We start from the raw sequence: 22,427 nt of genomic DNA on the forward strand, positions 1-22,427 counted from the left end.
GTGGGCGGACGTCGTGACCTTCGCCTCGGGGAACTGATCACCTGCCTTACCGCGTCCTCCTCGGGCCGGCGTGGATGTCGACCTTCGACGAACGCCTCGAACTCGATGGCGAGGGTGCCGTCTGCGCGAGTGCGGACGGCATGCTCCAGGTCTATCCGGTGCCGGAGCCTGGGATCCCAGTACTGCCGAGCCACGGTCCGAGGCGGCCGCTGACCTGGGACGGAACCCCCGGCGGCAGCGTCGTGGTCAGCGACCCCCTCACGGGGTTGACCCGGCATTACGGCCCCGCGATCGTCCCGGATTCTCCTGGCGCCGGCAGCGGAACAGCTGTCGTGCTCCCGCTGTGCGCCGTCACCGACCCCAACGGGCAACGCATCGACTTCCGGCGGACCGCCGAGGGCGCGCCTGTCGCGGTCCGCCATTCCGGCGGCTACCACCTCGCCGTCGACACCGAAGACGGCCGGATCACAGCTCTGCGGCTCCTGGAGTCCACCGAGAACGAGTCCACCGAGAACGAGTCCACCGAGAACGAGTCCACCGGCAGCGCGACCGGCCCCCGCCCCGGCACGGTCCTGCGCACCTACCTCTATGAGGATCCCGACCGTCACCTCACCGGGATAGCCGACTCCGCGGGCCGCCCCTACCGGCTGACGTACGACGAACTCGGCCGCGTCACCTCCTGGACCGACCGGAACGACCGCTGGTACCGCTACGACTACGACGGCGCCACAGACCGCGTGGTGCGCGGCACAGGGCAGGACGGCGCGATGTCCGCGCGGTTCGCGTACGACGACGTGTGGCGCGTCACCACGATGACCGACAGCCTCGGCCACCGCACCGCGTACCACTACGACGAGCATCTCCACCTCACCCGTGTTGTCGACCCCTTGGGCTTCGCCGTGCACACCGAGCACGACGCCTTCGGGGGGCTGCTGTCCCGTACCGACGAGCTGGGCAACACGACCCGCTACACCCTCGACGAGCAGGGCCAGCCGGTGCGCCTGGACCGGCCGGACGGCACCAGCATCCAGGTGGCGTACGACGACCTCCTGCCGGTCTCCGTCACGGAGGCCGACGGGGCTCGCTGGGAGTGCGTGTACGACGACCGGGGCAACCTGCTCACCACCACCGACCCGCTGGGCGCGGTGAGTTCGTACACCTACGACGAACACGGGCACCGGATCACGGAGACCGACGCGCTGGGCGACACGATCCGGTTCGACACCGACGGGGCGGGGCTTCCGACGCGGGTCGTCGATCCGCGCGGCAGTGTCGTCACCGTGCACAGGGACGCGTGCGGCCGTGTCGTGCGCATCCAGGACCCGGTCGGCGGGACTGTCCGCCAGGGCTGGACCCCCGAGGGCCTGTTGCTGTGGCGCGAGCGCGCGGACGGTGGCCGGGAGACCTGGTCGTACGACGCGGAGGGCAACCTCACCGAGCACTGTGATGCGGGCGGGTTCACCACTTCATTCGAGTACGGGCCGTTCAACCGGCCTACGTCCAGGACCGACCCGGACGGCACACGCTACCGCTTCACCCACGACACCGAGATGCGGCTCACCGCCGTGACCAATCCGTGCGGCGACGAGTGGAGTTACCGCTATGACGCGGTGGGCTGCCTGATCGCTGAGACGGACTTCAACCGCCGCACACTCACCTACGTCTGCGACCCGGTCGGCCGCCAGGTCGAGCGGGCGAACGGCAGTGGCCAGACGGTGCGGATGACCCGTGACGCCGAGGGCCGTGTGGTGACGTCGCGCACCGGCGACGGCGTGGTCACGTCGCTGCGCTACGACCCGGCAGGACGCCTGCTCGAGGCGGTGCACCCCGGCAGCACGGTCGTCTACGGCTACGACGCGGTGGGCCGGATCGTCAGCGAGACCGTCGACGGCCGGACCGTCACGAGCGCGTACGACCCGCTGGGCCGACGAGTGAGGCGGACCACGCCCTCCGGCGCGACTTCGCACTGGTCGTACGACTCCGCGGGGCTGCCCACCTCGCTCGTCACCGAGGGCGGCGCGCTGACCTTCACACACGACGCGGCCGGCCGGGAAACCGCCCGCGACCTCGACGGCGCCGCCACACTGACGCAGTCCTGGGACTCCTCCCACCGCCTCGTCGAACAGATCATCCGGTCGGGGAGCGCCGACGACGGCGGCACCGGTGGCGCGACCGTGCGGCAGTCCCGCGCCTACGCCTATCGCGCGGACGGTCACCTGACCGGGATCGCCGACCGGCTCGGCGGCACCCGCAGGTTCGACCTCGACCGCGCGGGCCGCGTCACGCGGGTGTCGGCCGAGTCCTGGACCGAGTCCTACGCCTACGACGACCTCGGCAACCTCGCCGCCGCCAGCCACCCGGCCCCCGGCGGAGAGGGCGCTCAGGGTCCGGCGCAGCACTCCGGGACGATGGTCGACTCGGCGGGCCGCACCACGTACGAGCACGACGCCCAGGGGCGCGTGGCCCGCGTGATCCGGCGGACGCTGTCCGGGCTGCGCCGGATCTGGACCTACACCTGGGACGCCGAGGACCGGCTGACCGAGGCGGCGACGCCCGGCAGCGGCGTATGGCGGTACCGCTACGACGCGCTCGGCCGGCGCACCGCCAAGTTCCGTGTGCAAGAGGACGGTTCGGTCGCCGACGAGATCCTCTTCACCTGGGACGGCACCAACCTCGCGGAGCAGCAGACGCTCCGCGACGACGTGGTGGAGACCGACACCTGGGACTGGGAGCCGGGCACGCACCGCGCGGCGGCCCAGGTGCGCAGCCAGCGGCGCACCGCCGACCCGGATGAGGTCAGCAGGCAGTTCTACGCGATCGTCACCGACCTGGTCGGCACCCCCAGCGAACTCGTCGGGCAGGACGGCGCGATCGCCTGGAAGTCCGCCACCAGCCTGTGGGGAAGACCTCTGGCCGGCGACGACGGCGGGCTGTGCCCGCTGGCCTTCCCGGGCCAGTACCGCGACCCGGAAACCGGCCTGCACTACAACCTGTCCCGCTACTACGACCCGGACACCGCGAGCTACCTTTCTCCCGACCCGCTGGGCCTGGACCCGTCCCCCAACCACCACGCATACGTCGACAACCCCTTCCGCTGGACCGACCCGCTCGGTCTGGAGGGCGACGAGCCGGTCCGCATCTACGACGACTCGACGTACGACAAGCACGGGTCGGGCAGCAGCTCGTCGGCCAAGGGCGAGATCGGCCGTGCCCCCGCGGACGGCCAAGCGGCGCTGGACCGGTCCATCCCGTTGGGGGACCCGAACAACCCGGCCGAATTCCGGCGCATTGGCGTGGACCACGTGAACAACGAGATCGTGGTCCTCGACCGGCACGAGTACCGTACCGACAAGAACGGCAAGATCGTCAAGGAGATCTATCACGGCCACGTGCAGGGCAAGTACCCGTCGAAGAGTGTCGGGGAGAACGACCTGACCAGACTGGTCAAGGAAAAGATGATCAACAACAAGAAGAAGCAGAAGGTGCTCCCGCCTCCGTGCGATGGCTGACGGGCGGAGGAAAGGAAGAATCGTCATGGCGGCCGAATGGGACTGGGAAACCGGCGAAGGTGTGTCGCATATCGACGACCCTGCCGAGGTCGACGCCGCCTTCGAGCGAGGCGAGTGGCCGCTCGGTTCAGCGGTGATCGGGTTGGCCTTCAACTGCTCACTGGACGAAGCGTCACCCCGGATTGTCAGGGCTATGCAGTTGACGGATCCCAATCAGCGCGGGTTCGCGTTCACCGCGGCAGGCGCTGCGGCCCGGCTCAATGGCGAACTGACCCCGGAGCTGTACGCGGCGCTGCGCGCCGAGGGCCGCGGCCGCTTCGCCGAGCACGCCATCAGGGACACCTTGACCTTCGTGCCGTTCCGGGATCTGCCGCCGTGGTTCAAGTGGCAGATGGTGCGGACAACCGTGGTGGACAAGCTGGACGCCTGGCGGTTGACCGTCATGTACGCGGCCGAGGACGCCTGGAAGGCCCTGCGCGGACGCCGTTGACGGACGGCCATGGCATCCGAGTGGGACTGGGAAACCGGTGAACGTCTGGTGAGCATGGACGACCGTGTCGAGGGGGATGCCGCTTTCGGGCTTGGCGAAGGTCATCTCGGTACAGCTGCCATCGGGCTGGCTTTCAACTGTTCGTTGGAGGATGGGGCACCGCGCATTGTCAGAGCGATGCAGTTGCCGGATCGCGATCAGCGGGGGTTCGCGTTCACCGCGGCTGGTGTCACGGCCCGACTCAACGGTGCGTTGATGCCTGAGCTATACGCCGCGTTGCGGGCAGAAGGTCTCGGTCGCAAGAGCATCGCCGAAAACGCCATCGACGACACGCCCTGTCAACTGTCCTTGATCAATTGGGCGTGAGGGCGGTGTTGTGAATGGGGAGCGACCAGACCTGGTCCTGGTCCTCGGAGACCGACGGTGTGCTTCGCCGGGCAGGGTGGCGGCCCGACCGTGCTGTGCCGACGGACACGTGGGAGTGGATCCTGCGGGAGGCGCGGCGCCTTCGTGCCCCATGAAGCCGCTCGACGCTTCCTTCGTGCCTTCGGCGGGCTGGTGACGTACGGGTGGCCCGCCGATCCGCTCACGACCCGGTCGGCCATACGGTTCGACCCCCTCCAGGCCGAGTGGGAGGAGGAGCAGTACGGCGGGATGAGCCGGGAAGCAGGCACCACCTTGTACCCCGTGGGCAGGGCGGATGAAGGGAGCAGTCGCCTGGGCATCGCCGAGGACGGCCGCCTCTTCATTGCCGGGGACCGAGTGGAACTGCTCGGCGAGACCGTGGATCAGGCACTGGACCGGCTGGTCGCGGCGCAGGGTGCTCGGACCGTCTCCGGGACCGTCGAGGTGCCCCCGGGCGCCCAGGCGTTCTGGCGGCGGCTCGATGTCACGGACGCCACGGAGAGCGACGACGCAGCGGCCGAGCTGCGATGGCCTGTCCGGACGGATCGCGTGCTGCGGGCGGGCGGCTGGTTTCAGGGCAGGTCGATCCCGGTGACGACCTGGGAAAGCATCCTGCTGGAGACCGGTGAGTACGAGATGCACGATGCCGCGCGCCGGTTCCTCGCTGAATTCGGTCACGTCGGGATTCCCTCCCGTGCACCCTTGGACACCATGCCGTGGATGGACTTCCAGCTGGACCCGCTCCAGGCCATGTGGGACGCCGAGATCCTCGACGACCTCGGTGAGCAGGCCGGAGCCGATCTCTATCCCCTCGGCATGGTCGACCGCCGGAACCGGTACCTGGCGATGGCGGACGACGGCGCGGTCTACACGGGCATGGACACGGTCTCGCTGTGGGCCGCAACACCCGACGAGGCCCTGGAAAGGCTCACCAGTCCGGTTCGTCCGGAAGCCGGCTGCTGATCACGGGCCGAGCGGGAGATCAGCCCCGGGTTTGACCTGCGTCACGCTCGGGGTATTCTCTCCGGCTCGATTGGCCAGCCCGCTGTCGTGTATGGCAGACTAGCGGGGTTGCTCGGTCGAGTGCCGATGCTGCGCGCCTCCCGCCGGGAGGACTGGAAGCGAGTCCCACAGTACTCGTCGCTCCAACTGTCGGAAGGCAGCGCTGGGGCGGACGTACGGGAATCTTCCGGGAAGTGTCAGCGGGGTGCCGACCAGGCGCCCGGTGGGTGTTCAGCCCCCGGTCCAGCGGTTGCCTTCAGGGCTGAGCCGCGTCCCGAGCAGGGAAATCCCTTGTGGATATCCCTGTCAGTGGGAGCGCGACACGCCCGACCGCGTGGGTCGGAGGTCAGGACGCGGACCCCCGGGTTCCAGAGCGTTTTACGAGACAAAGGACTACTGAGTAGCCATGGCGGGACAGAAGATCCGCATCCGGCTCAAGGCCTACGACCACGAGGTCATCGACTCCTCGGCGAAGAAGATCGTCGAGACGGTGACCCGCACTGGTGCGTCGGTCGCGGGCCCGGTGCCGCTGCCCACTGAGAAGAACGTGTACTGCGTCATCAAGTCGCCGCACAAGTACAAGGACTCGCGCGAGCACTTCGAGATGCGCACGCACAAGCGCCTGATCGACATCCTCGACCCGACGCCCAAGACCGTTGACTCTCTGATGCGACTCGACCTTCCGGCCGGTGTCGACATCGAGATCAAGCTCTAAGGGTCGGTGATCTGAGAATGGCTAAGCAGATCAAGGGCATCCTGGGCGAGAAGCTCGGCATGACGCAGGTGTGGGACGAGAACAACCGTGTTGTTCCGGTCACCGTCGTCAAGGCCGGCCCCAACGTCGTCACCCAGGTCCGTACGAACGACACCGACGGCTACGAGTCGGTCCAGATCGCCTTCGGCGAGATCGACCCGCGCAAGGTGAACAAGCCCCTCAAGGGTCACTTCGCCAAGGCCGACGTCACCCCCCGCCGCCACCTCGTCGAGATCCGCACCGCGGACGCCTCCGAGTACACGCTGGGTCAGGAGATCTCCGCTGAGGTCTTCGAGGCCGGCGTCAAGGTGGACGTGACCGGCAAGAGCAAGGGCAAGGGCTTCGCCGGTGTCATGAAGCGTCACAACTTCAAGGGCCTCGGCGCCGGTCACGGCACCCAGCGCAAGCACCGCTCTCCCGGTTCCATCGGTGGCTGTGCCACCCCGGGCCGTGTGTTCAAGGGCCTCCGCATGGCGGGTCGCATGGGCAACGAGCGGGTCACCACCCAGAACCTGACCGTCCACGCCGTTGACGCGGAGAAGGGTCTGCTGCTCATCAAGGGCGCGGTTCCCGGTCCGAACGGCGGCCTCGTCCTGGTCCGCACCGCGGCCAAGGGGGCCTGAGGTAACCGATGAGCACTGTTGACATCCTTTCGCCGGCAGGCGACAAGACCGGGACGGTCGAGCTCCCCGCGGAGATCTTCGACGTCGAGAAGGTCAGCATTCCGCTGATCCACCAGGTCGTCGTCGCGCAGCTGGCCGCTGCCCGACAGGGCACGCACAAGACCAAGACCCGTGGCGAGGTCCGTGGTGGCGGCAAGAAGCCGTACCGCCAGAAGGGCACCGGTCGCGCCCGTCAGGGTTCGACCCGCGCGCCGCAGTTCGCCGGTGGTGGCGTCGTGCACGGTCCCGTGCCGCGTGACTACTCGCAGCGGACCCCGAAGAAGATGAAGGCCGCGGCCCTGCGCCACGCCCTCACCGACCGGGCCCGCAACAACCGCATCCACGTCGTCTCCGGCGTGGTCGAGGGCGAGATCTCCACCAAGGCCGCGAAGAACCTGCTCGGCAAGATCTCGGAGCGCAAGAACGTGCTCCTGGTCATCGAGCGGAACGACGAGGCCGGGCTGCTCTCCGCCCGCAACCTGCCCCAGGTCCACATCCTGGAGCCGGGCCAGCTGAACACGTACGACGTTCTCGTCTCGGACGACGTGGTCTTCACCCAGGCCGCTTTCGAGTCCTTCGTGTCTGGCCCCAAGGCCGCTGACACCGAAGGGAGCGAAGCCTGATGGCTACGCGTCACCCGAGCATCGCCTCGAAGGCCGCCAAGGCCGCGAAGGCTGCGCGCGTCGCCAAGGCGAAGCGCCACGCCACCGAGGGCAAGAACACCGTCGAGACCCCGCTGAGCAAGTCCTTCACGGACCCCCGTGACGTGCTCCTCAAGCCGGTCGTCTCGGAGAAGAGCTACGCGCTGCTCGACGAGGGCAAGTACACCTTCATCGTCGACCCGCGGGCCAACAAGACCCAGATCAAGGAGGCCGTCCAGGCGGTCTTCTCGGTCAAGGTCACCGGGGTCAACACGATCAACCGTCAGGGCAAGCGCAAGCGCACCCGCACCGGCTTCGGCAAGCGTGCGGACAGCAAGCGCGCGATCGTGACCCTCGCTGAGGGCGACCGTATCGACATCTTCGGCCAGGCCTCCTAACGGAGCGCCCTGGTCCGAATATCGGACGAGGACTGAGAAATGGGAATCCGCAAGTACAAGCCGACTACGCCGGGCCGTCGTGGCTCCAGCGTCGCCGACTTCGTCGAGGTCACGCGGTCCACGCCGGAGAAGTCGCTGGTCCGCCCGCTGCACAGCAAGGGCGGCCGTAACAACGCCGGTCGTGTGACCGTTCGCCACCAGGGTGGCGGACACAAGCGCGCCTACCGCGTGATCGACTTCCGTCGTCACGACAAGGACGGCGTGCCGGCGAAGGTCGCGCACATCGAGTACGACCCCAACCGCACCGCGCGCATCGCGCTGCTTCACTACGCGGACGGCGAGAAGCGCTACATCCTCGCCCCCCGCAACCTGTCGCAGGGTGACCGCGTCGAGAACGGTCCCGGGGCCGACATCAAGCCGGGCAACAACCTGGCCCTCCGCAACATCCCGGTCGGTACCACGATCCACGCGATCGAGCTCCGTCCCGGTGGCGGTGCCAAGTTCGCCCGCTCCGCCGGTGCCTCCGTGCAGCTGCTCGCGAAGGAGGGCCAGATGGCTCACCTCCGCATGCCGTCCGGTGAGATCCGCCTGGTCGACGTGCGCTGCCGCGCCACCGTCGGTGAGGTCGGCAACGCCGAGCAGAGCAACATCAACTGGGGTAAGGCCGGCCGCAAGCGCTGGCTGGGCGTTCGCCCGACCGTCCGCGGTGTGGCGATGAACCCGGTTGACCACCCGCACGGTGGTGGTGAGGGCAAGACCTCCGGTGGTCGCCACCCGGTCTCCCCGTGGGGTCAGAAGGAGGGTCGTACTCGTTCGCCGAAGAAGGCTTCGAACAAGTACATCGTCCGCCGCCGCAAGACGAACAAGAAGCGCTAGGAGCGGGTTTAGATGCCGCGCAGTCTCAAGAAGGGGCCCTTCGTCGACGACCACCTGATCAAGAAGGTGGACGTACAGAACGAAGCCGGCACCAAGAACGTCATCAAGACCTGGTCCCGTCGCTCGATGATCATCCCGGCCATGCTCGGCCACACGATCGCGGTGCACAACGGCAAGACCCACATTCCGGTGTTTGTCACCGAGTCGATGGTCGGCCACAAGCTCGGCGAGTTCTCGCCGACGCGCACCTTCCGGGGTCACGTCAAGGACGACCGGAAGTCGAAGCGCCGCTAACAGCGGGGTGGAATGACCATGACAGACACTGGAAGGACAACCATGGAAGCCAGGGCCCAGGCGCGGTACATCCGCGTCACGCCCATGAAGGCCCGCCGCGTGGTGGACCTTATCCGTGGCATGGATGCCACGGAGGCTCAGGCGGTCCTGCGTTTCGCCCCGCAGGCCGCGAGCGTGCCGGTCGGCAAGGTGCTTGACAGCGCCATCGCCAACGCCGCGCACAACTACGACCACACCGACGCCGACAGCCTCTTCATCTCCGAGGCGTACGTCGACGAGGGCCCGACCCTGAAGCGGTTCCGTCCGCGCGCCCAGGGCCGCGCCTACCGGATCCGCAAGCGGACCAGCCACATCACCGTGGTCGTCAGCAGCAAGGAAGGAACCCGGTAATGGGCCAGAAGGTTAACCCGCATGGGTTCCGGCTCGGTGTCACGACCGACTTCAAGTCGCGTTGGTACGCCGACAAGCTGTACAAGGACTACGTCAAGGAAGACGTCGCCATCCGTCGGATGATGACGTCCGGCATGGAGCGCGCCGGCATCTCGAAGGTTGAGATCGAGCGCACCCGTGACCGCGTGCGTGTGGACATCCACACCGCTCGTCCGGGCATCGTCATCGGCCGCCGTGGCGCCGAGGCCGACCGCATCCGCGGCGACCTCGAGAAGCTCACGGGCAAGCAGGTCCAGCTGAACATCCTCGAGGTCAAGAACCCCGAGACCGACGCTCAGCTGGTTGCCCAGGCCGTTGCCGAGCAGCTCTCCTCCCGCGTCTCCTTCCGCCGCGCCATGCGCAAGAGCATGCAGTCGGCGATGAAGGCGGGCGCCAAGGGCATCAAGATCCAGTGCGGTGGCCGCCTCGGTGGCGCCGAGATGTCCCGCTCGGAGTTCTACCGCGAGGGCCGTGTGCCCCTGCACACGCTCCGCGCGAACGTCGACTACGGCTTCTTCGAGGCCAAGACGACCTTCGGCCGCATCGGCGTGAAGGTCTGGATCTACAAGGGCGACGTCAAGAACATCGCCGAGGTCCGCGCCGAGAACGCCGCTGCCCGCGCCGGCAACCGCCCGGCCCGTGGTGGCAACGACCGCCCGGCCGGCCGTGGTGGCCGTGGTGGCGAGCGTGGCGGTCGCGGCCGCAAGCCGCAGCAGCAGGCTCCCGCCGCCGAGGCCCCCAAGGCCGAGGCGACCGCCGCTGCTCCGGCTGAGAGCACCGGAACGGAGGCCTGACCGACATGCTGATCCCCCGTAGGGTCAAGCACCGCAAGCAGCACCACCCGAAGCGCCGTGGTCAGGCCAAGGGCGGTACGCAGGTTGCGTTCGGCGAGTACGGCATCCAGGCCCTCACGCCGGCGTACGTGACCAACCGCCAGATCGAGGCGGCTCGTATCGCGATGACCCGCCACATCAAGCGTGGCGGCAAGGTCTGGATCAACATCTACCCGGACCGCCCGCTGACGAAGAAGCCCGCCGAGACCCGCATGGGTTCCGGTAAGGGTTCCCCCGAGTGGTGGGTCGCGAACGTGCACCCGGGCCGGGTCATGTTCGAGCTGTCCTACCCCAACGAGAAGATCGCCCGTGAGGCCCTGACTCGCGCAGCCCACAAGCTGCCGATGAAGTGCCGGATCGTCAAGCGCGAGGCAGGTGAAGCGTGATGTCGGCCGGTACCAAGGCGTCCGAGCTGCGCGAACTGGGTGACGAGGAGCTTCTTGCGAAGCTTCGCGAAGCCAAGGAAGAGCTGTTCAACCTCCGCTTCCAGGCGGCGACCGGTCAGCTCGAGAACCACGGTCGGCTCAAGGCCGTCCGTAAGGACATCGCGCGGATCTACACCCTGATGCGTGAGCGCGAGCTGGGCATCGAGACGGTGGAGAGCGCCTGATGAGCGAGAGCAACGTGACTGAGCAGAAGACCGAGCGCGGTTTCCGCAAGACCCGTGAGGGTCTGGTCGTCAGCGACAAGATGGACAAGACCGTCGTCGTCGCCGTCGAGGACCGCGTCAAGCACGCGCTGTACGGCAAGGTCATCCGCCGTACGAACAAGCTCAAGGCCCACGACGAGCAGAACGCTGCGGGCGTCGGCGACCGCGTCCTCCTCATGGAGACCCGGCCGCTGTCCGCGACGAAGCGCTGGCGCGTCGTCGAGATTCTCGAGAAGGCCAAGTAATCCCTCCTAGGGGGACCCCCTAGGAACAGTTCCGCCAGGCTCGGCAGGGGCCCGTCCATGCGGGCGGCCCCTGCCGGGAACCGGCAGACAATCAGGAGATAGACGTGATCCAGCAGGAGTCGCGACTGCGTGTCGCCGACAACACTGGTGCGAAGGAGATCCTTTGCATCCGTGTGCTCGGTGGCTCCGGTCGCCGCTACGCGGGCATCGGTGACGTCATCGTCGCCACCGTCAAGGACGCGATCCCCGGTGGCAACGTGAAGAAGGGTGACGTCGTCAAGGCGGTCATCGTTCGCACCGTCAAGGAGCGCCGCCGTCCGGACGGCTCGTACATCCGCTTCGACGAGAACGCCGCCGTCATTCTGAAGAACGACGGCGACCCTCGCGGCACCCGTATCTTCGGCCCCGTCGGCCGTGAGCTGCGCGAGAAGAAGTTCATGAAGATCATCTCGCTCGCGCCGGAGGTGCTGTAAGCATGAAGATCAAGAAGGGCGACCTGGTCCAGGTCATCACCGGTAAGGACAAGGGCAAGCAGGGCAAGGTCATTGCCGCTTACCCGCGCGACGAGCGCGTCCTGGTCGAGGGTGTCAACCGGGTCAAGAAGCACACGAAGGCCGGCCCCACCGCTCGCGGTTCGCAGGCCGGCGGCATCGTGACCACCGAGGCCCCGATTCACGTGAGCAACGTTCAGCTCGTCGTGGAGAAGGACGGCAACAAGGTCGTCACGCGCGTCGGTTACCGCTTCGACGACGAGGGCAACAAGATCCGCGTTGCCAAGCGGACGGGTGAGGACATCTGATGGCTACCACCACCACTCCGCGTCTCAAGACGAAGTACCGCGAGGAGATCGCGGGCAAGCTGCGTGAGGAGTTCTCGTACGAGAACGTCATGCAGGTTCCCGGCCTCGTCAAGATCGTGGTCAACATGGGTGTGGGCGACGCCGCCCGCGACTCCAAGCTGATCGAGGGCGCCATCCGTGACCTCACCACGATCACCGGTCAGAAGCCGGCCGTCACCAAGGCCCGCAAGTCCATCGCGCAGTTCAAGCTGCGTGAGGGTCAGCCGATCGGTGCCCACGTCACGCTCCGTGGCGACCGCATGTGGGAGTTCCTGGACCGCACCCTGTCGCTCGCGCTGCCGCGCATCCGCGACTTCCGCGGCCTGTCCCCCAAGCAGTTCGACGGCCGTGGCAACTACACCTTCGGTCTCACGGAGCAGGTCATGTTCCACGAGATCGACCAGGACAAGATCGACCGTACCCGGGGCATGGACATCACCGTGGTGACCACGGCGGCCAACGACGCTGAGGGCCGTGCCCTTCTCCGTCACCTCGGCTTCCCCTTCAAGGAGGCGTAAGCGAGATGGCGAAGAAGGCTCTGATTGCCAAGGCTGCTCGTAAGCCCAAGTTCGGTGTGCGTGGCTACACCCGCTGCCAGCGCTGCGGCCGCCCGCACTCCGTGTACCGCAAGTTCGGCCTGTGCCGCGTGTGCCTTCGTGAGATGGCTCACCGTGGCGAGCTGCCGGGCGTGACCAAGAGCTCCTGGTAGTCCCGGTAATTCGGGATTCCCAAGGCTCTCGGTAAGCAAAGGGCACTGTCAGGGGCCCATCCCTCCATGGCTTAGGCTAGGAGGGTTGGGCGCCCTGACGCCCGTACGACTTACTACGCCGTAGGTCCCCGCGCCGCACCCGTCCCGCCCATGAGTGGGGAGAGGGATGGCGCATACAGGAAACCCCGGCGAGAGAGGCCGAAGGCCAATTCATGACCATGACTGATCCGATCGCAGACATGCTTACGCGTCTGCGTAACGCGAACTCGGCATACCACGACTCGGTGTCGATGCCGCACAGCAAGATCAAGTCGCACATCGCGGAGATCCTCCAGCAGGAGGGCTTCATCACGGGCTGGAAGGTCGAGGACGCCGAGGTCGGCAAGAACCTCGTCCTGGAGCTGAAGTTCGGCCCCAACCGTGAGCGCTCCATCGCGGGCATCAAGCGGATCTCCAAGCCCGGTCTCCGGGTTTACGCGAAGTCCACCAACCTGCCGAAGGTGCTCGGCGGCCTCGGCGTGGCGATCATCTCCACGTCTCACGGGCTCCTCACCGACAAGCAGGCCGGCAAGAAGGGCGTAGGCGGAGAAGTTCTCGCCTACGTCTGGTAGCGGAAGGGAACGGAGGAAACAGCTATGTCGCGCATTGGCAAGCTCCCCATCACGGTTCCCGCCGGCGTGGACGTCACCATCGACGGCCGCACGGTCCAGGTGAAGGGCCCCAAGGGCAACCTCACCCACACCGTCGCGTCGCCGATCGAGATCGCTAAGGGTGAGGACGGCGTCCTGAACGTCACCCGCCCGAACGACGAGCGTCAGAACAAGGCCCTCCACGGCCTGTCCCGCACGCTGGTGGCGAACATGATCACCGGCGTGACCCAGGGTTACGTGAAGAAGCTCGAGATCAGCGGTGTCGGTTACCGCGTTGTCGCCAAGGGCTCCAACCTGGAGTTCTCGCTCGGCTACAGCCACCCGATCACCGTCGAGGCCCCCGAGGGCATCACCTTCAAGGTGGAGGCCCCCACCCGTTTCTCGGTCGAGGGCATCGACAAGCAGAAGGTCGGCGAGGTTGCGGCCAACATCCGCAAGCTGCGCAAGCCCGACCCGTACAAGGCCAAGGGCGTCAAGTACGAAGGCGAAGTCATCCGCCGCAAGGTCGGAAAGGCGGGTAAGTAAGCCATGGCATACGGTGTCAAGATTGCTAAGGGCGACGCTTACAAGCGTGCTGCCATCAAGCGTCGTCACATCCGGATCCGTAAGCACATCTCGGGTACGGCTGAGCGTCCGCGCCTGGTCGTGACGCGCTCCAACCGCCACATCGTGGCCCAGGTCATCGACGACGTGCAGGGTCACACCCTCGCGTCGGCGTCGACCCTGGACACCACGATCCGTGGTGGCGAGGGCGACAAGTCGGCGCAGGCCAAGTCGGTCGGCGCCCTGGTCGCCGAGCGTGCCAAGGCCGCCGGTGTCGAGACTGTCGTATTCGACCGTGGTGGAAACCAGTACGCCGGGCGCATCGCCGCCCTGGCGGACGCCGCCCGCGAAGCCGGGCTCAAGTTCTGAGCCGCTTCCGTAGCTAGCGGAAAGAGAGAGGTAATCCAATGGCTGGACCCCAGCGCCGTGGAAGCGGTGCCGGTGGCGGCGAGCGGCGGGACCGGAAGGGCCGTGACGGCGGCGCTGCTGCCGCCGAGAAGACCGCGTACGTTGAGCGCGTTGTCGCGATCAACCGCGTCGCCAAGGTTGTGAAGGGTGGTCGTCGCTTCAGCTTCACCGCGCTGGTCGTGGTGGGCGATGGTGACGGCACCGTCGGTGTCGGTTACGGCAAGGCCAAGGAGGTGCCGGCCGCGATCGCCAAGGGTGTTGAAGAGGCCAAGAAGCACTTCTTCAAGGTCCCCCGTATCCAGGGCACCATCCCGCACCCGATCACGGGCGAGAAGGCCGCGGGCGTCGTCCTGCTCAAGCCTGCTTCCCCCGGTACCGGCGTTATCGCCGGTGGTCCCGTGCGTGCAGTGCTCGAGTGCGCCGGCGTTCACGACATCCTGTCGAAGTCGCTCGGTTCTTCGAACGCGATCAACATCGTGCACGCCACCGTGGCGGCCCTCAAGGGCCTGCAGCGTCCCGAGGAGATCGCGGCTCGCCGTGGTCTGCCCCTCGAGGACGTCGCCCCCGCGGCTCTTCTCCGTGCGCGTGCCGGGGCTGGTGCGTAATGGCGCAGCTCAAGATCACGCAGGTGAAGTCGTACATCGGCAGCAAGCAGAACCACCGTGACACCCTGCGCTCCCTTGGTCTCAAGGGCATCAACACGCAGGTCGTCAAGGAGGACCGCCCCGAGTTCCGCGGCATGGTGCACACCGTCCGCCACCTCGTGACGGTCGAGGAGGTCGACTGATCATGGCGGAGAACAACCCGCTCAAGATCCACAACCTCCGTCCCGCCCCCGGCGCCAAGACCGCCAAGACCCGTGTGGGTCGTGGTGAGGCGTCGAAGGGTAAGACGGCCGGTCGTGGTACCAAGGGCACGAAGGCCCGCTACCAGGTTCCGGAGCGCTTCGAGGGTGGGCAGATGCCCCTCCACATGCGTCTCCCGAAGCTGAAGGGCTTCAAGAACCCGTTCAAGACCGAGTTCCAGGTCGTGAACCTCGACAAGCTGGCCGCGCTGTACCCGGAGGGTGGCGAGGTCACCGTCGAGGGTCTCGTCGCCAAGGGTGCCGTTCGCAAGAACAGCCTCGTCAAGGTCCTCGGCCAGGGCGAGATCTCCGTGGCGCTGCAGGTGACGGTCGACGCCGTCTCCGGCTCCGCCAAGGAGAAGATCACCGCCGCCGGCGGTACCGTCACCGAGCTCGTCTGAATTCATCAGGCGTCTCGATGACTTGAGCGATCCCGACCGGGGATGCCCCACAAAAGGGGCATCCCCGGTTGGTCGTTCCAAGGGGGGCAGTGTCGCCGGTAAGGTGGCCTGCACTGTTGATTTTCGTCCGGCGTGGCCCTTGGGGAACTCCGGACGGCCTTTGACTGTTGGTTAGCTGTCAGTAATCCGTCGAACCTCAAGACCGTCACCTCTGACGCAGTAGCGCGGGGGTCGCAGGAGGCACCGTGCTCACCGCGTTCGCCCGGGCGTTCAGGACGCCCGACCTGCGCAAGAAGCTGCTCTTCACGCTCGGCATCATCGTGGTCTACCGCGTCGGTACCCACATCCCGATCCCGGGCGTCGACTACAAGAACGTCCAGACCTGTATCGACGTGGCCAAGGGCAACCAGGGTCTGTTCGGCCTGGTCAACATGTTCAGTGGTGGCGCGCTGCTGCAGATCACGATCTTCGCGCTCGGCATCATGCCGTACATCACGGCGAGCATCATTCTGCAGCTGCTGACGGTGGTGATCCCGCGCCTCGAAGCCCTCAAGAAGGAGGGCCAGGCCGGCACCGCGAAGATCACGCAGTACACCCGTTACCTGACGGTGGCCCTCGCCATCCTCCAGGGCACCGGCCTGGTCGCGACCGCACGCAGTGGCGCCCTGTTCAGCGGCTGCCCGGTGGCCAACCAGATCGTGCCGGACCAGTCGATCTTCACGACCATCACCATGGTCGTCACCATGACCGCCGGTACGGCCGTCGTCATGTGGCTCGGTGAGCTCGTCACCGACCGTGGCATCGGCAACGGCATGTCGATCCTGATGTTCATCTCGATCGCCGCGACGTTCCCGTCCGCGCTGTGGGCCATCAAGGAGCAGGGCTCGCTGGCCGACGGCTGGATCGAGTTCGGCACCGTGATCCTGGTCGGTCTCGTCATGGTCGGCCTGGTCGTCTTCGTCGAGCAGGCTCAGCGCCGCATTCCGGTCCAGTACGCGAAGCGCATGATCGGCCGCCGTTCCTACGGTGGTACGTCCACCTACATCCCGTTGAAGGTGAATCAGGCGGGTGTGATTCCTGTCATCTTCGCGTCGTCGCTGCTCTACATTCCCGCCCTGATTGCGCAGTTCTCCAAGAGTGACTCGGGCTGGAAAACCTGGATCACGCAGAACCTGACCAAGGGCGACCACCCGATTTACATCACTATGTACTTCCTTCTGATCGTTTTCTTCGCGTTCTTCTACGTGGCGATCTCGTTCAACCCCGAGGAAGTCGCGGACAACATGAAGAAGTATGGTGGCTTCATCCCGGGTATCCGGGCTGGCCGACCGACCGCTGAGTACCTCAGCTACGTGCTCAACCGGATCACCTGGCCGGGTTCGCTGTATCTGGGTCTGATCGCTCTCGTACCGACGATGGCGTTGGTTGGCTTCGGGGCAAGCCAGAACTTCCCGTTCGGTGGTACCAGCATCCTGATCATCGTGGGTGTCGGTCTCGAGACGGTGAAGCAGATCGAGAGCCAGCTTCAGCAGCGCAATTACGAAGGGTTCCTCCGCTGATGCGAATCGTCCTCGTCGGGCCGCCCGGTGCCGGCAAGGGAACGCAGGCTGCGTTCCTCGCCAAGAACCTGTCGATCCCGCACATCTCCACGGGCGACCTGTTCCGCGCCAACATCAGCCGGCAGACGGAACTGGGCAAACTGGCGAAGTCCTACATGGACAAGGGCGAGCTGGTACCCGACGAGGTCACCATCGCGATGGCCAAGGACCGCATGGAGCAGCCCGACGCGGAGAACGGCTTCCTCCTGGACGGCTTCCCGCGCAACGTCTCGCAGGCCGAGGCGCTGGACGAGATGCTGCAGTCCGAGGGCATGAAGCTGGACGCGGTTCTGGACCTGGAGGTCCCCGAGGACGAGGTGGTCAAGCGCATCGCCGGCCGCCGCATCTGCCGCAACGACTCGGCGCACGTCTTCCACGTCACGTACAAGCAGCCGAAGAAGGAAGGCGTCTGCGACGTCTGCGGCGGCGAGCTGTACCAGCGGGACGACGACTCCGAGGAGACCGTCCGCAAGCGCCTCGAGGTCTACCACACGCAGACCGAGCCGATCATCGACTACTACAAGGCCCAGGGCCTGGTCGTCACGATCTCCGCGCTCGGCAAGGTGGAAGAGGTCACGGGGCGCGCGATGGAGGCCCTGGCCCGCGAGGCCGCGTAGTACCGCGGGACGCGGGAACGCACAGCCGGCACGTCACTTCGGCCGCGGCATCCTGAGAGGGTGTCGCGGCCGAGGCGTGAGAGCAGCCCCCGCGTCGGCGGAGCGCCCCCGATCCGGCAAGAGCCCGAGTCCCGCGTCGGCGCACAGGCCTGCCCCTCCGGCGCCGGCCGCGCCGCAACCGCCCCGTATCGTTGAAGCTGAAGCGTCCGTACTCTCCGGTCAGAAAGGCCGCAGCCGCCATGGTGCAGATCAAGACCCCCGAGCAGATCGCCAAGATGCGCGAGGCGGGGCTGGTCGTCGCCGCCATTCATGCGGCCACCCGTGAGGCGGCCGTGCCCGGCGCCACCACCAAGGACCTCGACGAGGTGGCCCGCAAGGTGCTCGCCGAGCACGGGGCGAAGTCGAACTTCCTCGGGTACGGCGGCTTCCCCGCGACGATCTGCACCTCGGCCAACGAGGTCGTCGTCCACGGCATCCCGGACGAGAAGACCGTCCTGAAGGACGGCGACATCATCTCCATCGACGCCGGCGCGATCGTGGACGGCTGGCACGGCGACGCCGCGTTCACGGCGTTCGTCGGCAGCGGTCACGCCCCGGAACTGGTCGAGCTCTCCCGGGTGACCGAGGAGTCGATGTGGGCGGGCATCGCGGCGATGAAGCAGGGCAACCGCCTCGTGGACGTCTCCCGCGCCATCGAGACATACATCCGCCGTCAGCCCAAGCCCGGCGGCGGCCGCTACGGGATCATCGAGGACTACGGCGGCCACGGCATCGGCACCGAGATGCACATGGACCCGCACCTGCTCAACTATGTCGAGCGCCGGCGCGGCAAGGGCCCCAAGCTGGTCCCCGGTCTCTGCCTCGCCATCGAGCCGATGGTGTCGCTCGGCACGCCGAAGACCGAGGTCCTCGAGGACGAATGGACCGTCATCACGACGGACGGCACATGGTCCTCGCACTGGGAGCACTCCGTCGCGCTGACGGAGCAGGGCCCGCTGGTCCTCACCGCCCCGGACGGGGGCAAGGCCAAGCTGGCCGAGTACGGCGTCACCGCCGCCCCGGACCCGCTCGCCTGATCGGCGCGGGACCCGTCCCGACGGCGCGCGGCCCCGCCGGTCGCGCCGTCGCTTTCACCCGCTGGCTTAAAGATCTCCCCAGCTGGGCATTCTTTCTCGATTCGTCTTTCCGAGACCACTGACGTAGACTGACTCGTCGGCTCCCGTGCACCCGCATGCCTGCATGCACCCGCGGGGAGCCGATCAAGGTAGTCGATTCGAAGGGCGAAGCGTGGCCAAGAAGCAAGGTGCCATCGAGATCGAGGGCACTGTCGTCGAGTCTCTTCCGAACGCCATGTTCAAGGTCGAGCTCCAGAACGGCCACCAGGTCCTGGCACACATCAGCGGCAAGATGCGTATGCACTACATCCGCATCCTCCCTGACGACCGGGTCGTGGTGGAGCTGTCTCCGTACGACCTGACGCGTGGCCGGATCGTCTACCGGTACAAGTAGATCTTGCCTTTGCTCCGTGTTCCCGTTCCGGGGCGCGGGGGGTGGCACTGACCCGGAGAACCTCACCCAATGAAGGTCAAGCCGAGCGTCAAGAAGATCTGCGACAAGTGCAGGGTGATCCGCCGTCACGGTCGGGTCATGGTCATCTGCGACAACCCGCGCCACAAGCAGCGCCAGGGCTGACGCACGACCGCACCTTCTGCACCCGCAGATCTCGCGCGACGCATAGCAGTACATGTTCATACGCAGAACCCGGACCCGAACGTTCAGATCGCAGATCAGTCCACTTCGGTTCCGACACCCCCGGGCGGAGGCCGGGGACCCAGTTCGTACCTGGTACGGCGGCTGGGAGCCGGTTCTGCGGAAGACCTCCGAACGACAACTGGAGCCATTGAATGGCACGCGTTTCCGGTGTTGACATCCCGCGCGACAAGCGTGTGGAGGTCGCCCTCACCTACGTGTTCGGCATCGGCCGGACCCTTTCCCAGCAGACGCTGGCCGAGACCGGCGTGAACCCGAACACCCGCGTTCGTGACCTCTCCGAGGAGGAGCTGGTCAAGATCCGCGAGTACGTGGACGCCAATCTGAAGACCGAGGGTGACCTCCGTCGTGAGATTCAGGCCGACATCCGCCGCAAGGTCGAGATCGGCTGCTACCAGGGTCTGCGCCACCGCCGTGGCCTGCCCGTCCACGGTCAGCGCACCAGCACGAACGCTCGTACCCGCAAGGGCCCGCGTCGCGCCATCGCCGGTAAGAAGAAGCCGGGCAAGAAGTAGTCCTCAGCGGACGCTCATCAGCGGTCTTCGCTGTAGGACCGACCACCTCCCGTAGGAGTAATAGATGCCCCCCAAGGGTCGTCAGGGCGCTGCCAAGAAGGTGCGCCGCAAGGAAAAGAAGAACGTCGCTCACGGCCACGCGCACATCAAGAGCACGTTCAACAACACGATCGTCTCGATCACGGACCCCTCGGGCAACGTGATCTCCTGGGCCTCCGCCGGCCACGTCGGCTTCAAGGGCTCGCGCAAGTCCACCCCCTTCGCCGCGCAGATGGCCGCCGAGTCGGCCGCCCGCCGCGCGCAGGAGCACGGCATGCGCAAGGTCGACGTCTTCGTGAAGGGCCCGGGCTCCGGTCGCGAGACCGCGATCCGCTCCCTCCAGGCCACGGGCCTCGAGGTCGGCTCCATCCAGGACGTCACCCCCACCCCGCACAACGGCTGCCGTCCGCCCAAGCGCCGTCGCGTCTGACGCACGGCTGCTCGGTCTGAGGTTTTCGGGCGGTACGGCTCCTTCGGGTCGTGCCGCCCGTACCCTTGCAGTACCCCGCACGGGTGACCGTGCGGTTCCGTCGGGCGTCAAATAGCGGGCGTCCACGAAAGAAGGACTGATCCACACATGCTGATCGCTCAGCGTCCCTCGTTGACCGAAGAGGTCGTCGACGAGTTCCGCTCCCGGTTCGTGATCGAGCCGCTGGAGCCGGGCTTCGGCTACACCCTCGGCAACTCCCTGCGTCGTACGCTCCTCTCCTCGATCCCGGGTGCGGCGGTCACGTCCATCCGCATCGACGGCGTTCTGCACGAGTTCACCACCGTGCCGGGCGTCAAGGAGGACGTCACCGACCTGATCCTCAACATCAAGCAGCTGGTCGTCTCCTCGGAGCACGACGAGCCCGTCGTGATGTACCTGCGCAAGCAGGGCCCGGGTCTCGTCACCGCCGCCGACATCGCGCCCCCGGCCGGTGTCGAGGTGCACAACCCCGACCTGGTCCTCGCCACGCTCAACGGCAAGGGCAAGCTGGAGATGGAGCTGACCGTCGAGCGCGGTCGCGGCTACGTCTCCGCCGTGCAGAACAAGCAGGTGGGCCAGGAGATCGGCCGTATCCCGGTCGACTCCATCTACAGCCCCGTGCTGAAGGTCACGTACAAGGTCGAGGCGACCCGTGTCGAGCAGCGCACCGACTTCGACAAGCTGATCGTCGACGTCGAGACCAAGCAGGCCATGCGTCCCCGTGACGCCATGGCGTCGGCCGGCAAGACCCTGGTCGAGCTGTTCGGTCTGGCCCGCGAGCTCAACATCGACGCCGAGGGCATCGACATGGGCCCGTCCCCCACGGACGCCGCCCTTGCCGCCGACCTCGCGCTGCCGATCGAGGAGCTGGAGCTCACGGTCCGCTCGTACAACTGCCTCAAGCGTGAGGGCATCCACTCCGTGGGTGAGCTCGTCGCCCGCTCCGAGGCCGACCTCCTGGACATCCGCAACTTCGGTGCGAAGTCCATCGACGAGGTCAAGGCGAAGCTGGCCGGCATGGGCCTGGCCCTGAAGGACAGCCCGCCCGGATTCGACCCGACCGCCGCCGCCGACGCCTTCGGCGCCGACGACGACGCGGACGCGGGCTTCGTGGAGACCGAGCAGTACTGAGCTCGGGACCACCGGTCCGTACCCGGGCGCGGGTGCGCTGTGGCTGATCGCGCAGTTCCCCGCGCCCTTTCCAGGCCCCCTCGGGAGCCTGGATCTCCGACAGGCGACCGCCTGCTCGGATACTGACCTCGGTACCTGATACGGCCGGGGCAGACACACAGGAGAAGAACAATGCCGAAGCCCACCAAGGGTGCCCGTCTGGGCGGCAGCGCCGCGCACGAGAAGCTGCTCCTCGCGAACCTCGCGAAGTCGCTCTTCGAGCACGGCCGCATCACCACCACCGAGGCGAAGGCCCGCCGCCTGCGCCCGTACGCGGAGCGTCTGGTCACCAAGGCGAAGAAGGGTGACCTTCACAACCGCCGCCAGGTGCTCGCGGTGATCACGGACAAGAGCGTCGTGCACACGCTCTTCACCGAGATCGGCCCGCGCTACGAGAACCGCCCGGGTGGTTACACCCGTATCACCAAGATCGGTAACCGCCGTGGCGACAACGCGCCCATGGCTGTCATCGAGCTGGTGGAGGCCCTGACCGTGGCCCAGCAGGCCACCGGTGAGGCCGAGGCGGCCACGAAGCGTGCCGCCAAGGACGCCGAGGTCAAGACCGAGGCTCCGGCCGAGGTCGTCGAGGACGCCAAGCCGGCCGAGGAGGCCGCCGAGGAGTCCAAGGACGCCTGAGGCATCGCCTTGCGTTGAGCGGGTCCGTCCCTG

Annotated in this window: 34 protein-coding genes; all 34 read left to right on the top strand. The window is 67.0% G+C overall.

Features of this window, described 5'->3' with window-relative positions; genetic code table 11:
* Nucleotides 1–74 precede the first annotated feature (74 nt).
* The 34 genes from ACSYGO_RS27535 (at nucleotide 75) to rplQ (ending at nucleotide 22,394) form a co-directional block, all read left to right on the top strand.
* Nucleotides 75–3,509 carry an RHS repeat-associated core domain-containing protein gene (locus ACSYGO_RS27535; RefSeq protein WP_460388020.1) on the top strand — a complete coding sequence of 1,145 codons (3,435 nt, stop codon included), beginning with the start codon at nucleotides 75–77 and terminating at the stop codon, nucleotides 3,507–3,509.
* Between the two features lie 25 nt (nucleotides 3,510–3,534).
* Entirely contained in the window at nucleotides 3,535–3,999 is a 465-nt protein-coding gene (locus ACSYGO_RS27540) for a hypothetical protein (RefSeq protein WP_426677485.1), read from the top strand.
* 9 nt (nucleotides 4,000–4,008) lie between these two features.
* A complete protein-coding gene (locus tag ACSYGO_RS27545) occupies nucleotides 4,009–4,365 on the top strand; it encodes a hypothetical protein (protein WP_426677484.1) in 357 nt (118 codons plus the stop codon).
* A gap of 144 nt (nucleotides 4,366–4,509) precedes the next feature.
* Nucleotides 4,510–5,367 carry an SUKH-3 domain-containing protein gene (locus tag ACSYGO_RS27550; RefSeq protein WP_460388023.1) on the top strand — a complete coding sequence of 286 codons (858 nt, stop codon included), beginning with the start codon at nucleotides 4,510–4,512 and terminating at the stop codon, nucleotides 5,365–5,367.
* Nucleotides 5,368–5,812: 445 nt separating this feature from the next.
* Complete coding sequence (rpsJ, locus tag ACSYGO_RS27555) at nucleotides 5,813–6,121, top strand: 30S ribosomal protein S10 (protein WP_003948644.1); 309 nt, start codon at nucleotides 5,813–5,815, stop codon at nucleotides 6,119–6,121.
* A 17-nt stretch (nucleotides 6,122–6,138) separates the two neighbouring features.
* Nucleotides 6,139–6,783: a 50S ribosomal protein L3 gene (gene rplC, locus ACSYGO_RS27560; protein WP_095936043.1), complete on the top strand. Its 645-nt coding sequence runs from the start codon at nucleotides 6,139–6,141 to the stop codon at nucleotides 6,781–6,783.
* A gap of 8 nt (nucleotides 6,784–6,791) precedes the next feature.
* Nucleotides 6,792–7,445, top strand: a complete 654-nt coding sequence (gene rplD / locus ACSYGO_RS27565) for a 50S ribosomal protein L4 (protein WP_426677482.1) — start codon at nucleotides 6,792–6,794, stop codon at nucleotides 7,443–7,445.
* Entirely contained in the window at nucleotides 7,445–7,861 is a 417-nt protein-coding gene (gene rplW / locus ACSYGO_RS27570) for a 50S ribosomal protein L23 (protein ID WP_095936045.1), read from the top strand. Before rplD ends, rplW begins: the two co-directional genes overlap by 1 nt.
* A gap of 39 nt (nucleotides 7,862–7,900) precedes the next feature.
* Entirely contained in the window at nucleotides 7,901–8,737 is an 837-nt protein-coding gene (gene rplB / locus ACSYGO_RS27575) for a 50S ribosomal protein L2 (protein WP_028805741.1), read from the top strand.
* 12 nt (nucleotides 8,738–8,749) lie between these two features.
* On the top strand, nucleotides 8,750–9,031 hold the full coding sequence (gene rpsS, locus ACSYGO_RS27580) for a 30S ribosomal protein S19 (protein WP_005481224.1): 282 nt from the start codon (nucleotides 8,750–8,752) through the stop codon (nucleotides 9,029–9,031).
* A gap of 42 nt (nucleotides 9,032–9,073) precedes the next feature.
* The gene (gene rplV, locus ACSYGO_RS27585) at nucleotides 9,074–9,421 is read left to right on the top strand and encodes a 50S ribosomal protein L22 (RefSeq protein WP_003974262.1); all 348 of its coding nucleotides are present in this window, start codon (nucleotides 9,074–9,076) and stop codon (nucleotides 9,419–9,421) included.
* Nucleotides 9,421–10,254 (top strand): 30S ribosomal protein S3, encoded by an 834-nt coding sequence (gene rpsC, locus ACSYGO_RS27590; protein ID WP_028805742.1) that lies wholly within the window; start codon nucleotides 9,421–9,423, stop codon nucleotides 10,252–10,254. Before rplV ends, rpsC begins: the two co-directional genes overlap by 1 nt.
* A 5-nt stretch (nucleotides 10,255–10,259) precedes the next feature.
* Complete coding sequence (rplP, locus tag ACSYGO_RS27595; protein WP_028805743.1) at nucleotides 10,260–10,679, top strand: 50S ribosomal protein L16; 420 nt, start codon at nucleotides 10,260–10,262, stop codon at nucleotides 10,677–10,679.
* Nucleotides 10,679–10,903 (top strand): 50S ribosomal protein L29, encoded by a 225-nt coding sequence (gene rpmC / locus ACSYGO_RS27600; protein WP_003998824.1) that lies wholly within the window; start codon nucleotides 10,679–10,681, stop codon nucleotides 10,901–10,903. The genes rplP and rpmC overlap by 1 nt, the downstream gene beginning before the upstream one ends.
* Nucleotides 10,903–11,187 carry a 30S ribosomal protein S17 gene (rpsQ, locus tag ACSYGO_RS27605; protein ID WP_095936046.1) on the top strand — a complete coding sequence of 95 codons (285 nt, stop codon included), beginning with the start codon at nucleotides 10,903–10,905 and terminating at the stop codon, nucleotides 11,185–11,187. The genes rpmC and rpsQ overlap by 1 nt, the downstream gene beginning before the upstream one ends.
* A 104-nt stretch (nucleotides 11,188–11,291) precedes the next feature.
* On the top strand, nucleotides 11,292–11,660 hold the full coding sequence (rplN, locus tag ACSYGO_RS27610) for a 50S ribosomal protein L14 (protein ID WP_003998823.1): 369 nt from the start codon (nucleotides 11,292–11,294) through the stop codon (nucleotides 11,658–11,660).
* Between the two features lie 2 nt (nucleotides 11,661–11,662).
* Entirely contained in the window at nucleotides 11,663–11,986 is a 324-nt protein-coding gene (rplX, locus tag ACSYGO_RS27615) for a 50S ribosomal protein L24 (RefSeq protein WP_053674523.1), read from the top strand.
* Complete coding sequence (gene rplE, locus ACSYGO_RS27620; protein ID WP_095936047.1) at nucleotides 11,986–12,543, top strand: 50S ribosomal protein L5; 558 nt, start codon at nucleotides 11,986–11,988, stop codon at nucleotides 12,541–12,543. The genes rplX and rplE overlap by 1 nt, the downstream gene beginning before the upstream one ends.
* Before the next feature lie 5 nt (nucleotides 12,544–12,548).
* On the top strand, nucleotides 12,549–12,734 hold the full coding sequence (locus ACSYGO_RS27625) for a type Z 30S ribosomal protein S14 (RefSeq protein WP_003948630.1): 186 nt from the start codon (nucleotides 12,549–12,551) through the stop codon (nucleotides 12,732–12,734).
* Nucleotides 12,735–12,946: 212 nt separating this feature from the next.
* Nucleotides 12,947–13,345: a 30S ribosomal protein S8 gene (gene rpsH / locus ACSYGO_RS27630; RefSeq protein WP_014674378.1), complete on the top strand. Its 399-nt coding sequence runs from the start codon at nucleotides 12,947–12,949 to the stop codon at nucleotides 13,343–13,345.
* A 24-nt stretch (nucleotides 13,346–13,369) separates the two neighbouring features.
* Nucleotides 13,370–13,909, top strand: a complete 540-nt coding sequence (rplF, locus tag ACSYGO_RS27635) for a 50S ribosomal protein L6 (RefSeq protein ID WP_095936048.1) — start codon at nucleotides 13,370–13,372, stop codon at nucleotides 13,907–13,909.
* A 3-nt stretch (nucleotides 13,910–13,912) separates the two neighbouring features.
* Nucleotides 13,913–14,296 (top strand): 50S ribosomal protein L18, encoded by a 384-nt coding sequence (rplR, locus tag ACSYGO_RS27640; protein ID WP_095936049.1) that lies wholly within the window; start codon nucleotides 13,913–13,915, stop codon nucleotides 14,294–14,296.
* Between the two features lie 38 nt (nucleotides 14,297–14,334).
* A complete protein-coding gene (rpsE, locus tag ACSYGO_RS27645) occupies nucleotides 14,335–14,940 on the top strand; it encodes a 30S ribosomal protein S5 (protein ID WP_006376045.1) in 606 nt (201 codons plus the stop codon).
* Entirely contained in the window at nucleotides 14,940–15,122 is a 183-nt protein-coding gene (rpmD, locus tag ACSYGO_RS27650; protein ID WP_003974250.1) for a 50S ribosomal protein L30, read from the top strand. The genes rpsE and rpmD overlap by 1 nt, the downstream gene beginning before the upstream one ends.
* Before the next feature lie 2 nt (nucleotides 15,123–15,124).
* Nucleotides 15,125–15,580: a 50S ribosomal protein L15 gene (gene rplO, locus ACSYGO_RS27655; protein ID WP_003974249.1), complete on the top strand. Its 456-nt coding sequence runs from the start codon at nucleotides 15,125–15,127 to the stop codon at nucleotides 15,578–15,580.
* Between the two features lie 245 nt (nucleotides 15,581–15,825).
* Nucleotides 15,826–17,139 carry a preprotein translocase subunit SecY gene (secY, locus tag ACSYGO_RS27660; RefSeq protein WP_426677481.1) on the top strand — a complete coding sequence of 438 codons (1,314 nt, stop codon included), beginning with the start codon at nucleotides 15,826–15,828 and terminating at the stop codon, nucleotides 17,137–17,139.
* Nucleotides 17,139–17,795 carry an adenylate kinase gene (locus ACSYGO_RS27665; RefSeq protein ID WP_028805753.1) on the top strand — a complete coding sequence of 219 codons (657 nt, stop codon included), beginning with the start codon at nucleotides 17,139–17,141 and terminating at the stop codon, nucleotides 17,793–17,795. Before secY ends, ACSYGO_RS27665 begins: the two co-directional genes overlap by 1 nt.
* Nucleotides 17,796–18,034: 239 nt before the next feature.
* Nucleotides 18,035–18,871 (top strand): type I methionyl aminopeptidase, encoded by an 837-nt coding sequence (gene map / locus ACSYGO_RS27670; protein WP_426677480.1) that lies wholly within the window; start codon nucleotides 18,035–18,037, stop codon nucleotides 18,869–18,871.
* Nucleotides 18,872–19,082: 211 nt separating this feature from the next.
* The gene (gene infA / locus ACSYGO_RS27675; RefSeq protein ID WP_003948620.1) at nucleotides 19,083–19,304 is read left to right on the top strand and encodes a translation initiation factor IF-1; all 222 of its coding nucleotides are present in this window, start codon (nucleotides 19,083–19,085) and stop codon (nucleotides 19,302–19,304) included.
* Between the two features lie 69 nt (nucleotides 19,305–19,373).
* The gene (rpmJ, locus tag ACSYGO_RS27680) at nucleotides 19,374–19,487 is read left to right on the top strand and encodes a 50S ribosomal protein L36 (protein WP_003974245.1); all 114 of its coding nucleotides are present in this window, start codon (nucleotides 19,374–19,376) and stop codon (nucleotides 19,485–19,487) included.
* Nucleotides 19,488–19,699: 212 nt separating this feature from the next.
* Complete coding sequence (gene rpsM / locus ACSYGO_RS27685) at nucleotides 19,700–20,080, top strand: 30S ribosomal protein S13 (RefSeq protein WP_028805755.1); 381 nt, start codon at nucleotides 19,700–19,702, stop codon at nucleotides 20,078–20,080.
* Nucleotides 20,081–20,144: 64 nt separating this feature from the next.
* Nucleotides 20,145–20,549, top strand: coding sequence for a 30S ribosomal protein S11 (rpsK, locus tag ACSYGO_RS27690; RefSeq protein WP_003956432.1), 405 nt, complete (start codon nucleotides 20,145–20,147; stop codon nucleotides 20,547–20,549).
* A 147-nt stretch (nucleotides 20,550–20,696) separates the two neighbouring features.
* Nucleotides 20,697–21,719, top strand: a complete 1,023-nt coding sequence (locus tag ACSYGO_RS27695) for a DNA-directed RNA polymerase subunit alpha (RefSeq protein WP_003966937.1) — start codon at nucleotides 20,697–20,699, stop codon at nucleotides 21,717–21,719.
* 171 nt (nucleotides 21,720–21,890) lie between these two features.
* Entirely contained in the window at nucleotides 21,891–22,394 is a 504-nt protein-coding gene (gene rplQ / locus ACSYGO_RS27700; RefSeq protein ID WP_426677479.1) for a 50S ribosomal protein L17, read from the top strand.
* The last annotated feature ends 33 nt before the right edge of the window (nucleotides 22,395–22,427 follow it).

The organism is Streptomyces krungchingensis (genome assembly GCF_054729265.1).

Bases quoted from the DNA above. Each gene is read 5' to 3' on its own strand.
- ACSYGO_RS27535 (WP_460388020.1), top strand. From the start codon at position 75: ATGTCGACCTTCGACGAACGCCTCGAACTCGATGGCGAGGGTGCCGTC.
- ACSYGO_RS27540 (WP_426677485.1), top strand. From the start codon at position 3,535: ATGGCGGCCGAATGGGACTGGGAAACCGGCGAAGGTGTGTCGCATATC.
- ACSYGO_RS27545 (WP_426677484.1), top strand. From the start codon at position 4,009: ATGGCATCCGAGTGGGACTGGGAAACCGGTGAACGTCTGGTGAGCATG.
- rpsJ (WP_003948644.1), top strand. From the start codon at position 5,813: ATGGCGGGACAGAAGATCCGCATCCGGCTCAAGGCCTACGACCACGAG.
- rplC (WP_095936043.1), top strand. From the start codon at position 6,139: ATGGCTAAGCAGATCAAGGGCATCCTGGGCGAGAAGCTCGGCATGACG.
- rplD (WP_426677482.1), top strand. From the start codon at position 6,792: ATGAGCACTGTTGACATCCTTTCGCCGGCAGGCGACAAGACCGGGACG.
- rplW (WP_095936045.1), top strand. From the start codon at position 7,445: ATGGCTACGCGTCACCCGAGCATCGCCTCGAAGGCCGCCAAGGCCGCG.
- rplB (WP_028805741.1), top strand. From the start codon at position 7,901: ATGGGAATCCGCAAGTACAAGCCGACTACGCCGGGCCGTCGTGGCTCC.
- rpsS (WP_005481224.1), top strand. From the start codon at position 8,750: ATGCCGCGCAGTCTCAAGAAGGGGCCCTTCGTCGACGACCACCTGATC.
- rplV (WP_003974262.1), top strand. From the start codon at position 9,074: ATGGAAGCCAGGGCCCAGGCGCGGTACATCCGCGTCACGCCCATGAAG.
- rpsC (WP_028805742.1), top strand. From the start codon at position 9,421: ATGGGCCAGAAGGTTAACCCGCATGGGTTCCGGCTCGGTGTCACGACC.
- rplP (WP_028805743.1), top strand. From the start codon at position 10,260: ATGCTGATCCCCCGTAGGGTCAAGCACCGCAAGCAGCACCACCCGAAG.
- rpmC (WP_003998824.1), top strand. From the start codon at position 10,679: ATGTCGGCCGGTACCAAGGCGTCCGAGCTGCGCGAACTGGGTGACGAG.
- rpsQ (WP_095936046.1), top strand. From the start codon at position 10,903: ATGAGCGAGAGCAACGTGACTGAGCAGAAGACCGAGCGCGGTTTCCGC.
- rplX (WP_053674523.1), top strand. From the start codon at position 11,663: ATGAAGATCAAGAAGGGCGACCTGGTCCAGGTCATCACCGGTAAGGAC.
- rplE (WP_095936047.1), top strand. From the start codon at position 11,986: ATGGCTACCACCACCACTCCGCGTCTCAAGACGAAGTACCGCGAGGAG.
- ACSYGO_RS27625 (WP_003948630.1), top strand. From the start codon at position 12,549: ATGGCGAAGAAGGCTCTGATTGCCAAGGCTGCTCGTAAGCCCAAGTTC.
- rpsH (WP_014674378.1), top strand. From the start codon at position 12,947: ATGACCATGACTGATCCGATCGCAGACATGCTTACGCGTCTGCGTAAC.
- rplF (WP_095936048.1), top strand. From the start codon at position 13,370: ATGTCGCGCATTGGCAAGCTCCCCATCACGGTTCCCGCCGGCGTGGAC.
- rplR (WP_095936049.1), top strand. From the start codon at position 13,913: ATGGCATACGGTGTCAAGATTGCTAAGGGCGACGCTTACAAGCGTGCT.
- rpsE (WP_006376045.1), top strand. From the start codon at position 14,335: ATGGCTGGACCCCAGCGCCGTGGAAGCGGTGCCGGTGGCGGCGAGCGG.
- rpmD (WP_003974250.1), top strand. From the start codon at position 14,940: ATGGCGCAGCTCAAGATCACGCAGGTGAAGTCGTACATCGGCAGCAAG.
- rplO (WP_003974249.1), top strand. From the start codon at position 15,125: ATGGCGGAGAACAACCCGCTCAAGATCCACAACCTCCGTCCCGCCCCC.
- ACSYGO_RS27665 (WP_028805753.1), top strand. From the start codon at position 17,139: ATGCGAATCGTCCTCGTCGGGCCGCCCGGTGCCGGCAAGGGAACGCAG.
- map (WP_426677480.1), top strand. From the start codon at position 18,035: ATGGTGCAGATCAAGACCCCCGAGCAGATCGCCAAGATGCGCGAGGCG.
- rpmJ (WP_003974245.1), top strand. From the start codon at position 19,374: ATGAAGGTCAAGCCGAGCGTCAAGAAGATCTGCGACAAGTGCAGGGTG.
- rpsM (WP_028805755.1), top strand. From the start codon at position 19,700: ATGGCACGCGTTTCCGGTGTTGACATCCCGCGCGACAAGCGTGTGGAG.
- rpsK (WP_003956432.1), top strand. From the start codon at position 20,145: ATGCCCCCCAAGGGTCGTCAGGGCGCTGCCAAGAAGGTGCGCCGCAAG.
- ACSYGO_RS27695 (WP_003966937.1), top strand. From the start codon at position 20,697: ATGCTGATCGCTCAGCGTCCCTCGTTGACCGAAGAGGTCGTCGACGAG.
- rplQ (WP_426677479.1), top strand. From the start codon at position 21,891: ATGCCGAAGCCCACCAAGGGTGCCCGTCTGGGCGGCAGCGCCGCGCAC.